Annotated in this window: 14 protein-coding genes; 7 read left to right on the top strand and 7 right to left on the bottom strand. The window is 69.5% G+C overall.

Annotated features, from left to right (window positions below; genetic code table 11):
* The first annotated feature begins 93 nt into the window (after positions 1-93).
* Both ACFY7E_RS31755 and ACFY7E_RS31760 read left to right on the top strand, forming a co-directional pair.
* The gene (locus ACFY7E_RS31755) at positions 94-345 is read left to right on the top strand and encodes a CopG family transcriptional regulator (RefSeq protein WP_389491067.1); all 252 of its coding nucleotides are present in this window, start codon (positions 94-96) and stop codon (positions 343-345) included.
* Positions 342-719, top strand: coding sequence for a hypothetical protein (locus tag ACFY7E_RS31760; protein WP_389491069.1), 378 nt, complete (start codon positions 342-344; stop codon positions 717-719). Before ACFY7E_RS31755 ends, ACFY7E_RS31760 begins: the two co-directional genes overlap by 4 nt.
* A gap of 51 nt (positions 720-770) precedes the next feature.
* Here the strand turns inward: ACFY7E_RS31760 and ACFY7E_RS31765 are convergent, their stop codons facing one another.
* Both ACFY7E_RS31765 and ACFY7E_RS31770 read right to left on the bottom strand, forming a co-directional pair.
* Positions 771-1130 carry a hypothetical protein gene (locus ACFY7E_RS31765; RefSeq protein ID WP_389491071.1) on the bottom strand — a complete coding sequence of 120 codons (360 nt, stop codon included), beginning with the start codon at positions 1128-1130 and terminating at the stop codon, positions 771-773.
* A 55-nt stretch (positions 1131-1185) separates the two neighbouring features.
* On the bottom strand, positions 1186-1875 hold the full coding sequence (locus ACFY7E_RS31770) for a hypothetical protein (protein WP_389491073.1): 690 nt from the start codon (positions 1873-1875) through the stop codon (positions 1186-1188).
* 227 nt (positions 1876-2102) lie between these two features.
* Here ACFY7E_RS31770 and ACFY7E_RS31775 point away from each other — a divergent pair, with 227 nt between their 5' ends.
* Positions 2103-3104 carry a hypothetical protein gene (locus ACFY7E_RS31775; protein WP_389491076.1) on the top strand — a complete coding sequence of 334 codons (1002 nt, stop codon included), beginning with the start codon at positions 2103-2105 and terminating at the stop codon, positions 3102-3104.
* Positions 3105-3361: 257 nt separating this feature from the next.
* On the opposite strand, the gene ACFY7E_RS31780 is transcribed toward ACFY7E_RS31775, so the two are convergent.
* On the bottom strand, positions 3362-3751 hold the full coding sequence (locus ACFY7E_RS31780; RefSeq protein ID WP_389491079.1) for an ATP-binding protein: 390 nt from the start codon (positions 3749-3751) through the stop codon (positions 3362-3364).
* Between the two features lie 894 nt (positions 3752-4645).
* Between ACFY7E_RS31780 and ACFY7E_RS31785 the strand changes: the two genes are divergently transcribed.
* Together ACFY7E_RS31785 and ACFY7E_RS31790 are read left to right on the top strand one after the other, a co-directional pair.
* The gene (locus tag ACFY7E_RS31785) at positions 4646-4993 is read left to right on the top strand and encodes a MerR family transcriptional regulator (protein ID WP_389491081.1); all 348 of its coding nucleotides are present in this window, start codon (positions 4646-4648) and stop codon (positions 4991-4993) included.
* A gap of 258 nt (positions 4994-5251) precedes the next feature.
* Complete coding sequence (locus ACFY7E_RS31790; RefSeq protein ID WP_383795962.1) at positions 5252-5455, top strand: cold-shock protein; 204 nt, start codon at positions 5252-5254, stop codon at positions 5453-5455.
* Positions 5456-5737: 282 nt separating this feature from the next.
* Here the strand turns inward: ACFY7E_RS31790 and ACFY7E_RS31795 are convergent, their stop codons facing one another.
* From ACFY7E_RS31795 to ACFY7E_RS31805, 3 genes are all read right to left on the bottom strand, one after another.
* The gene (locus tag ACFY7E_RS31795; RefSeq protein ID WP_389491084.1) at positions 5738-6091 is read right to left on the bottom strand and encodes a hypothetical protein; all 354 of its coding nucleotides are present in this window, start codon (positions 6089-6091) and stop codon (positions 5738-5740) included.
* A 123-nt stretch (positions 6092-6214) separates the two neighbouring features.
* A complete protein-coding gene (locus ACFY7E_RS31800) occupies positions 6215-6574 on the bottom strand; it encodes a hypothetical protein (protein WP_389491087.1) in 360 nt (119 codons plus the stop codon).
* A gap of 444 nt (positions 6575-7018) precedes the next feature.
* A complete protein-coding gene (locus tag ACFY7E_RS31805) occupies positions 7019-7753 on the bottom strand; it encodes an MBL fold metallo-hydrolase (protein ID WP_389491090.1) in 735 nt (244 codons plus the stop codon).
* A 193-nt stretch (positions 7754-7946) separates the two neighbouring features.
* Here ACFY7E_RS31805 and ACFY7E_RS31810 point away from each other — a divergent pair, with 193 nt between their 5' ends.
* Positions 7947-8513 (top strand): TetR/AcrR family transcriptional regulator, encoded by a 567-nt coding sequence (locus ACFY7E_RS31810; RefSeq protein ID WP_389491093.1) that lies wholly within the window; start codon positions 7947-7949, stop codon positions 8511-8513.
* A 176-nt stretch (positions 8514-8689) separates the two neighbouring features.
* Here ACFY7E_RS31810 and ACFY7E_RS31815 read toward each other — a convergent pair whose 3' ends face one another.
* On the bottom strand, positions 8690-9340 hold the full coding sequence (locus ACFY7E_RS31815) for a TetR/AcrR family transcriptional regulator (RefSeq protein ID WP_389491095.1): 651 nt from the start codon (positions 9338-9340) through the stop codon (positions 8690-8692).
* A gap of 117 nt (positions 9341-9457) precedes the next feature.
* Here ACFY7E_RS31815 and ACFY7E_RS31820 point away from each other — a divergent pair, with 117 nt between their 5' ends.
* Positions 9458-10153, top strand: coding sequence for a hypothetical protein (locus ACFY7E_RS31820; RefSeq protein ID WP_389491097.1), 696 nt, complete (start codon positions 9458-9460; stop codon positions 10151-10153).
* The last annotated feature ends 311 nt before the right edge of the window (positions 10154-10464 follow it).

Raw genomic sequence — 10464 nt, forward strand, 5'->3', positions numbered from 1 at the left:
AGCTGGACGACCTGGTCAGCTACCTGGCTGCGGTCTTACGGAAAGTCCCCGACGGCAAGACCTGATCTGTCTACCGGCGGTAGAATCACAGGTATGGGCAAGCCGACCAGCATCAAGACCAGCGAAGAGGTCCGCGACCGTCTCCGCGTCCTCGCGGAAGAGCGCGGTACGACGATCACCGACCTGATCGAGGAACTCGCGGCCAAGGAGCTCACCGCCGCCGAGCGGGAGCAGCGTGCCGCCGAGGCCGCGGCCGAGCTCGGCGTCCCCTACACCGAGCAGGTCCAGCAGGCCGGCCAGGACGCCTGGGCGAAGATCCGTGCCCACCAGGGCCGCGCCGCGTGAGCCTGACTGCAATCCTGGACCACACCGCCCTGACCGCGCTGCACCAGGCCGACCCGTTCTTCACCGGCCTGTACGTCGAGGCCTCCCGCGGCGCCGGCCGCATCCTCGTGCCCTCCCTGGCCGCGCTCGGTGCCGAGCAGCAGGTTCCCGGAGCGGGCAGGCACGCGCTCGGGCTGCGCTTCTCCGAACAGATCGCCTTCACCGACCAGCACGCGGTCGAGGCCATCGCCTGGCCCGAGGTAGCCTGGCCGGTCGCTCACGCGGCGGCCGTTGCCCGGCAGGCGGCCCGTAACGGCGAGCCCGTCACCGTCCTGTCACTGGACCCCGCCCTGTACGCGTCCACCGGCATCGTCCCGCTCGACCCCACGGCGTAGCAGCGCCCGGCTACGGAGCCAGATCCCGGTCGGCAACTTCGGGCAGCAGGCTCAGGATCTTCTGGGCCGCGTGGTCGTAGGACGTGCCGGCGCCGTCGTCGGTACCCGGCGCTCCGGGCGGCGCGGGACGGTCCGGTGGGGTGGGGTGACCCTGGCGAGCAGCGGGATGCCGCTGTCGTCCATGTCCTGGGCCACCGCGTCGTAGAAGGCGGGAGCGACAGCCCGGGCCCGGGCGTGGCCCACGCAGACCACTCCGTGGACTGCGACATCGTGGCCCTCGAGAAACTTCAAGTAGCGCTCGCGCAGGACGACGGCGCTCTGCTGCGGGGAGAGGTACCGCTTGTGCGGGATTTCCTCGGTGCCCTTGGTCCGCATCCGGTGTTCGACGCGCGGGAGATCACTGACTGCCACGATGGCGACGAAGTGATCCGCGAGACGACAGGGACGCCACATACCGTAGGGAAGGTCACGGACCAGGACGACGACGGACGCTCTCCTCCTCCTCGATCCAACATACGGTCGTCGACGGTGTGGGTCGCCGGTTCATGAAGGCGGTGATGTCGGCGTAGTACGCGTAGTCGCCGCCCGTGCGCTGCTCCAGGAGCCCGACGGCGGCCGCGGAGCCGGGGGCGTCACCGCGTGCGGCATGGTGGAAGGCGAAAGTGAGGTCGAGCAGCGCCTCGGGAGCCTGGAGTCCGGCGGTGCGAATCTCAGCACGCAGGACGTCGGCGCGGCCAGGAACGCCGGAGTCGGTGCTGGTGTCGCGGATGAGGGCGGCGATCTTCACGGTGAGGGTGGTGGCGCGCAGGTCGGGGCCTGCCAGGAGCTGTTCGGCGAGGTCGAGTTCGTCGTCGGCCAGGTGCGGGTCGGTGAAGGCGAGGGCGAGGGCACGCTGGGCCTGGGAGGTGGCGCGTTCGCCGGCGACGCCGTGCTGCTCGGCCTCGGTGCGGGCGGCCTCGTAGGAGGTGGCGGCGCGGTGCATGTCGCCGTGGGGCCACCAGATGTCGTCGTCGACGCGGTGGTGGCGCCCGGGCCAGCCGAGGGTGAGCACCACCGCGTGGGCGGTGGGGAAGTCGCCGCCGAGGCAGGCGAGGTGCGCAAGTCCCCGCCGGGCCGCCGGGGCGAGGCGGCCGCCGCCGTCGGCGACGTACTGCATGTTGCGGCGCGAGTCGGCGAAGTGGCCGAGGTCTCACTGAGCCTTGGCGAGACGGCAGCGGAACCTTCGGTGCCGGTACAGCGACTGCGGCCGCGTTCGTCAACACCGGGCGGCGCGGTGACACCCTCAGGCGGAGCCGACCACCTGGGGGAGTGAATGAAAGTGTCTGGCGCCGGGAGCCAGACGGCATGGTGAGTGCTCCAGGGAGGTATCGCGGGAGGGTGCGCATGGGTGACGTCAACAGCGGCGATGAGAGCGGGCAGGGCAGCTTCGACCTGGGAATCGACCTGCTGCCGGGCGTCGACCTGGACAGCCTCGACCGCGGTCGGCTCCTTCGCCTCCTGGACAATGGGTTCCGTACCCGCCTGGTGGTGCGCCAGCGCCCCGCGCCGGAGCCGAAGGTCGCGCGCGCGATCGGACTGAACGACCTTAAGGACGCGGACGAGCATGATCTGCGCGAGGCCGTCCGGGTGCTCAACACGTGGTTGCGCAGCCCTGCGGACGTCCCGGAGCCGGCCAAGCGGTCCCGGTACGAACGGCCCGAGGGCGTCGGCCGGCTCCCCGGCCCCCGGTGCGTCAAGAAGGCCCTGGTCACCCAGCCGTGCGGGCTGTGCAACGAGCCGGTCAAACCCGGCGACCTCACCGGCCGGGTACGGCCGCCGAAGCCACCCCTGGACCGTGCGTTCGTACCAATGGGCTGGCTGTGCCGGCACTGCCTGTTCGACTGCCGGCACATGCCCCGGCGCCGGGACGTCCTGATCCGCTTCTTCCACCACCTGCTCAACAGCAGTCCGGTCGGACTCAACTCGCACGAGTGCCGAGTCCTGCACACCTGGCTGACCACAAGCGGTGCGCGCAGCTCCGAGGCCTGGAAGCGGGACCCGCTGGACACCACGCTCGTCCGGCTGGCCACGAGCACCACCGAGGACAAGGCCAACACCGCGATCGCGTTCCCCACCAGCCTGACCATCCTGCGCGCGCTGCGGGCCGCAGATCCGGACAAGGCCGACGCCGGACTCCTCGACGCCATCCTCCAGCACACGACCGAGTGGGAGACCAACCCCTTCGATATCGACCACCGGCGCTACGGCACCGGCGTCGCCTACCGCCAGCAGATCCTCAAGAGCACCGACCGGCCGACGTTCCTGTCGGTCCTCGGCGGCCCCTTCTTCCTGCACAAGGCCCCCGACCCGGACAACCCGGAGGACGAGGAGACGACGCAGGACTGAAGCTCTGCCGATCCGGCATGAGCGTCCCGGTCGGCAACTTCGCCGCTCCCCGCGACGCCCGGCTTCTTCTGCGCACCCGCGCCCCGGGGACCGGCCAGCAAGTGAGACATACGTGGATGGTCTTTCCGGCCCGGGCCCGGGAGTGATGGCCACGTGGTCGGCGAGGCGGCGGATCATGTGCCAGCCGAAGCTCCCGAATCCGCCTGCGAACGGAACAGAGCTTTGGGGACCGTCACCGCGGGCGCCTTCGCTTGGCGTTATCGCAGAAGGAGTGCGCTGACGGCCTTGCCGCCGGCGGCCCGGCGGGTGACCGCGGTGGCTGCGGCAAGCCGGTTGACCATGGGCCAGCCGAACCCACCGGTGCCCCCGTTCAGGTCGGGGGTGCGCATGCGGGGGGAGTGGGGGCTCTGGTCGTGCACGGCCACTTCGATGCCGTCCGGACCGGCGCTCAGGTCCAGAACGCAGGCGCCGCCCCCGTGACGCAGGGCGTTGGTGACGAGTTCGGAGACCACCAGGAGCACATTCTCGGCAGTCTCGGGGGCGGGTGAGGGGAGGAGGTTCTGCAGGAAGCGCCGGGCGCTGTCGCGTGCGGCGGCGATGGATCCGGCAGGGCGGCCGCGCTCGACGTCGACGCTGATCATGCCCATCAGGTCCTCCTGACCACTGCCTTGCCTCTGCGGGCACTTCCTGGTCGTTACTTCTCCCCCAGCTTTCAACCACTAATCGGACATATCGATTCTTTACTCCACCCTCGGTGCTGCTCAAGGTGGATTACTTCTCTGTGGCACATGCGGAAATGTGTAGTCGCCGCAGTAGACATTGAGATGCGGTGAGGCTATGGTTTCTGCCGTAGCCAAGAAGGACAGCAAGGCCTGGCAGAGACGAACTGCCGGCAAGCAGGCATGCAGTTGCAAGGCGGTACGGCGGTGGAGTTCCGAAGCCAGGGTTGTTGCAGGACGGCGACGGGACTGACGGCCGGGCCGGGTGGCCCGCAGTAATCAGGGGCCGCCACACCCGGAGCGCGGTCATGGCAGATGCGCTCCCGGTGAGTGCAGTACGCAGTACCCCGCAGTGAGGCAAGAAGGCAGTACCCCTGGTGAAGGCGTCGGCTGCGGACGCGCGCACCGGGAAGTCCGGCAGTGGGGTTCCAAGCCAGAGCAGACGCAGGATGGGCAACGGGGCTGGCTGCCGGAGAGTGGCGCTGACACAGGCCACAAGCGGTTCGCATCACCAGTAGTACCCGCAGTAGAGCAGTACCCCTGTAGTAGGTAGTTGAACACCGAGGGAAGAACGGAGGAGCTGGACGCCATCAGGATCGCCCGGACGCACGTACTGGGTCCGGGTGCCGCAGGACATCGTGAGTGAGGTGGTCTCCGGTCACACAACCGCGATCCCCGTACCCCCGGCAGCAGTTGAGTCGGGCGGGCGGACAGAGAAGGCCGGCGCAGTATCAGGGCCGGCAGGTGGTGTAGTAGTTCCTTCGGGGCCCTGGTGCCGTACGGCACCAGGGCCCCTCATCCATGTCCCAAAGAGAGGTGCAGATGACAGCAGACAACACAGGTAGACGTCTGGACGACGACGACTACCCCGCCTACACCATGGGCCGGGCCGCCGAGATGCTCGGCACCACCCCCGCCTTCCTGCGGGCCCTGGGCGAACACCGCCTGATCACCCCGCTGCGTTCCGAGGGCGGCCACCGCCGTTACTCTCGCTACCAGCTGCGCATCGCCGCCCGCGCCCGCGAACTCGTCGACCGGGGCACCCCCGTCGAAGCCACCTGCCGCATCGTCATCCTCGAAGACCAGCTCGAAGAGGCCCAGCGCCTCAACGAGCAGTATCGCCGCGCCGCCGAAACCGCCGGATCGGCCGGGCCGCCGACCGCGGCCTGAGACTACGCCGCGCCCGCCGGACGCCGGCGGGCACCAGCGGAATTGCTTGTTCGGCATGGTCTCGAATGCGTCGCTGTTTCCTGTGGTGACGCAGGGTGTGGGCGTGTAGCGTTCCTGTTAGCTGTCGTGGTTCGGAAGTTCCCCTTTGCCCACGCTCCAAGCGTGGGCGTTTTGCTGTGCTGTGCCGCAGGAACCAGGGCGATCACCTCCGCCTTCCGCATCGTGCGGGAGGCGTTCATCGACTGGAAGGCACCAGACATGGCCACCGGAACTGTGAAGTGGTTCAACGCCGAAAAGGGCTTCGGCTTCATCGCCCAGGACGGCGGCGGCCCCGACGTCTTCGCCCACTACTCCGCCATCAACTCCTCCGGCTTCCGCGAGCTCCAGGAAGGCCAGACGGTCACGTTCGACATCACCCAGGGCCAGAAGGGCCCCCAGGCGGAGAACATCACCCCCGCCTGACCCCCGTCCCCAAGGGACGACGACCGTCACCGTCCCGTCCCGGGCGCTGCATGCACAAGAGGCCCGCCCCCCAGGTGCGGGCCTCCGCCGCATGCCGGAACGCCGCGCGACTGTCAGACCCCGGCCGGTGCCCGGCACAGACCCCAGCCCGGGTCCTCGGTAACTCCCCAGCCGGCCTCTCCGTATCCCCATCCGCTGTCGCGGCTCATGGTTGTCCCCTCTCCGCTGCGCGCGCCGTGCAGCCGACCGTATGCGCAGCTCACACGCCGTGTAACCCCTCCATCAAGGGCGAGCGAAAGCGCGGCGCGTGACGACGAGCTCCCGCCACCGGGACCGGACGGTCTGTTCGTCCTCGTTCCACCGCGCGGTCGCCGACGGCGTGGGCCGGCCGGTCATGAAGGCGGCAATGTCGGCGTAGTAGGCGTAGTCGCCGTCCGCGCGCTGCTCCAGGAGATCGGCGACGGCCGCGGAGCCGGGGACATCGCCGAGTACGGCGTGGTGGAAGGCGAGCGCGAGGTCGAGCATCGCCTCAGGAGCCTGGAGTCCGGTGGCGCGGATCTCGGCGTGCAGGATGTCGGCGTGGCCGGGGACGCCGGAGGCGGTGCCGGCGTCGCGGACAAGAGCGGCGGTGTTCACAGTGAAGGCGGTGGCGCGCAGCTACGCAGCTTGACCGGCCGCGCAAATGTCCGGTTCCTGCAGGCGCCCGAAGCATCTGCCGGGTCACAGCGGCTGCCGGCGGAAGACGGGAGGCGGGAGGTGTCAGTCCGCGGGGCGGGTGGTGAGGTAGTGCTGTTTGGCCTCGCGTACGCGCCGCTGTTCCCGGGTGCGGCGCTGGTGCTGGATGAGGCCGTGCAGCATGCCGACGACGACGAAGAGGCCGATGCCCAGGACGAACAGCCAGCCGATCATGCGTGCCTCGGCCCAGGTGCCGTCAGCCGCGGGAGCGGAGTGCGCCTCGACGCACCTGACGGCGAGGAGCACTGCGGCGAGCGTGCTGGGGAACCCGGCGATGCTCCACAACCCCATCAGGACCCACGGGCTCCAGAGCCTTTTCTCGACGGGCAGGCCGAGCCCGTTGCGCACCGCCCGCGTCTGGGCCTCACTGCGGTATGCCGCCACCCACCCGGCCACCATGGCGCCGGCGGAGCCCACCGCAGCAGCCCGCCGAGGTCTTCAAGGACGAGTTGCGCACCGGGCGGGACCAGCCGGGCTGTCGCCATGATGAGGAAGGCTGCCACGATCAAGGCGTCTGCCAGCGCCTTCCACTTCGCCGACCACATCTGGTCCGCGCCGCTGCGCCACCGTTTGACGCACTGCACCACTGTTGCGGCCGCGGCCGCCCACAACAGCGCGCATAAGATCACTTTTCCCATGGAGCGCCTCTCCCCTCCTTCAGGCTCCTGGCGCCGGTCTCAGCCAAGCCCTGCAACAGGCGAAGCCGCCTGGTCGTCTGCCACGAGAACGTCAGCTGTTCTGCCACGGGAAGTGTCAGCGGCTCACGCGACGCCGGATGGGCCAGGAATCCGGGGCCCGGACTTCCTGGCGGAGCTCTTGTTTGCTGGTTCAGCGGGGGCCGGTCTGTCGGGCCTGGCGTGTGGCGGTGTGTGGGTCACCGGTGACGGGCCGGCCATGGCCGGGCAGGAGGAGCGACACGTCGGCTACTTCGTCCAGTCGGTCGAGGGAGGTCAGGGCGGTGTGGCTGTCGTGGGTGAAGCCGCGGCAGACCAGGGTGGGGCCGGTGTGCCCGGTCAGGCCGTCGTGGGTGACCAGGGCGTCGCCGGTGAAGAGCAGTCCGCGTTCGGGGAAGAGGTAGCCGGTGCTGCCCGGGGTGTGACCGGGCAGCGGGACGGTCCGCGGTGCTCCAGGGACCTGGTCCAGTTGCCGGTCGGTGTCGAAGACGCGCACACCGGAGACGGCGGGGGCAGTGAAGGCTCCCTTGCGGGCGAGGTGAAGGGGGGTGGTGATCGCGGCAGGCCGGCGCAGGAGGTAGGGCAGCGCGGAGCGTTCCGGCTTGGCGTGGCGCAGGGCGCTGCGGGGGCCGTCGCGCAGGATCGCGGCATCCCGCTCGTGAACCCAGATCTCCGCGCCGGCCCGCTGAAGGGCGTGGGCGAGACCGGTGTGGTCCGGGTGGCCGTGGGTCAGGAGGACAGCGCGGATGTCGGCCAGGGAGCGGCCGGAGCCGGCCAGATGCTCGCGCAGCTGCTTCAGGTGGGCCGGCAGCCCGGCGTCGACGAGGACGAGGCCGTCGGGCTCCTCGACCAGGTAGAAGTTGACGATGTCGTCGCCGAGGCGGTCCACGCCGGGAGTGACAGACCGGTCGGGGCGAGAGCGGGCGGAGCGGGACATGCGTTCCTCCGGCTTCGGACGGCCACAATTTCGATACAGTTGACCGTAATGGATTGGGGAGGCGAACGGGATGCCCAACGGTGCTCCACGCCGGCCGTACGACTCAGGACGCCGACAGCAAGCCGCGCGCCGCAACCGCACCGCAGTGCTTCAGGCGTGCCGGGCACTGCTCTTCCGCGACGGCTACCAGGCCACCACCATCCGCGCGGTCGCCGAACGCGCCGGTGTCTCACCCGAGACCGTCTACAAGGCGTTCGGGGGCAAGCTGGGGCTGGTCAAGGCGCTGTGGGACGTCACACTGGCCGGAGACGACGAACCCCTGACCATGGCCGAGCGACCCCAGCTCCAGGAAGTCCTGGAAACACGTGACGCACGCGCCAAACTCCGTCTGTACGCCGCGTTCGTCCGCGGCGTCCACGAACGCCTCGCGACTCTGTTCACGCTCCTGACCCAGGCCGGCCCCGACATCGAGCGGGTCCTTGCCCGCAGCGAAGAGGAACGGATGACCGGCGTGACCGCCTTTGTCACCCACCTCGCCGACGCGGGCGTCCTGCCCACCGAAGCCGACACCGCCCGCCTGGCGGACTCCTGCTGGGTGCTGACCGGGCCACACCTTTTCACCCAGCTCACCGCCGGCCGGGGCTGGCACGCCGATGCCTACGAGAACTGGCTGAGCGACATGCTCGCCTCAGCCCTCATGGACACGGACTGAGACCACCGACGGTATGGGGGAGGCGCGTGATGCGCGGACCATGCTCTCGGCGCCGAAGGTGTCGCTCGGGCCGGGCTTCACCGGCGCGCCACGCAGGTCGGCCGCCACGGTGACGGGCTCCATGGCGCGGGTGTCGAGCCTCTGCGGCATGAGAGCCGTGTGGTAGCGCGCCTGGCTCAGGTCTCGTCGTGGCGGGGCTGGTCGGGGGTGAGGAGGTAGGCAATCGCCATGCGGCTGAGCTCGTCGGCGTACTGGCGTCTGGCCGCTTCGCCGGTGACGGCGTCGGGGCGTACGGAGTTGTGGAAGCAGGCGCCGAGGATGGCGCGGGCGGTGGTGTCGAGTGCCTGCTGGGGCTGGGAGCGGCGGATCTGGTCGGTATAGGGGTCGGCTGCTTCGAGCAGGAGGCGGTGGAGTTCGGTGATGGTGCGGGCCCCGCGGTCCAGTGACCTGGTCCCGCGCGTACGCAGCAGCTCGGGGAAGAGGCTGCTGTGGTCGGCGAAGGACTGCAGCAGGGCGAGCGCGTAGGCGTCCATGACACCGGAGAGCGAGGGCGGAGCCGCGCGCAGTTGCTCGGTGACGTACTCCTCGCGGCGTTCCAGCATTCGCTCGGTCAGGGCTGCGATCAATTGCTCCTTGTCCTCGAAGCGGCGGTAGATCGTCCCGACGGCGACGCCGGCGCGCTTGGCGACCCCGGCGATCGTCATCTCCTCCAGACCGGAGGTGGAGGCGATCTCCTCGGCCGCCCGCAGGACGCGGGTCAGGGTCGCGGCGCTGCGGGCCTGTTGGGGTTCCCGGTAGACCCCTGGGCGATCCGGCTCCTCGCTCATGTCCCGCATGGTATCCACGCGGCTCTCAACAGGTCTTTTTGACAACTGGTGCACTCCTCTGCGTACCCTCATTATGCGAACGTGAATTCGCATTCACATTCTATCGGAGGTTCCACCATGACCGAAAACCAGATGACTCCGCCTATCACTGTGGCGCTTCAGGCCGGACCCGCCAGCGCCGGAAGTATCGACGATTTCGAGCTGTTCTACGCCCGCCGCGCCCTGGACCGCTTCCGAACGCTGTTGGGCCGCCAGGGGCTCCTCGACCTCTTGACCGAGGAGATCGAGGAGGGCAACGCCTTCCTGCGCGAGAGCGCCCGCACCTCCGGCGGCGCTTTCAAGGGGGGCACCACCGTGCTCACGACGAAGGGGCTGACCTCGGGCGAGTTCCTGGCCTGGATGGACAAGGCCTTCGCTGGTGATGAGCGCGTGCTTCTCGCGGCGCACCCTGAGCACTACATGATGGGCACCGATGAGATCGGCGCGCGGGTGGTGGAGAACATCGGCCCGTACGTCGCCGACTTCTACATGGGCGGTTGGGGCACCGACGCACTGGCCTGGGCCGCAGACGCGGCCGAGCTCCTCCCGGAGTCGGAGTTCCCGCGCAAGATGTCCTCCAACCTCTTCCTGGCCGACGGCACCGTCGTCGGGCGGGCGCTGATCCAGTTCGGTGACACCGCCGACGGCTTCACCTCAAACCTGACGGTGTACTTCCCCGTCACCTGCCCGGACGAGGTCTTGGACCATCACCTGCGGCACTACGCCGTCGAGTTCCGGAACTGGATCGTCGCCGCCGCGGCCGCCCGCGCCTGAGATCCCCTGACGGACTCGCTCGCGTTGGTGGGGTGACGCGTGCACTGGTCTGAACGTCCCACGTCGGGCCGGTACAGTCCGCAGCCCTTCGATTCCGCGCTCTGGCGTCCGGGGCCGCGTCAGCTTCCCGACGAAGCGAAGGTCCCGACCTTCCCGAGCGGTCGGGGCCTTCGTGGTACCGGGCGCCGCTGCATGCGCCCCTGGCTGGCTGCTGGACTAGGCCGTGTCTGACAAATGATCACCTTGCGGGTTCGCGATGCCACGAGATCGGCAAGAGAGGCTCTTGGCGAGCTAGTCTGACGATCATGGCG

Source organism: Streptomyces sp. NPDC012825 (assembly GCF_042900925.1).
In the GTDB taxonomy this organism is placed as follows: domain Bacteria; phylum Actinomycetota; class Actinomycetes; order Streptomycetales; family Streptomycetaceae; genus Streptomyces.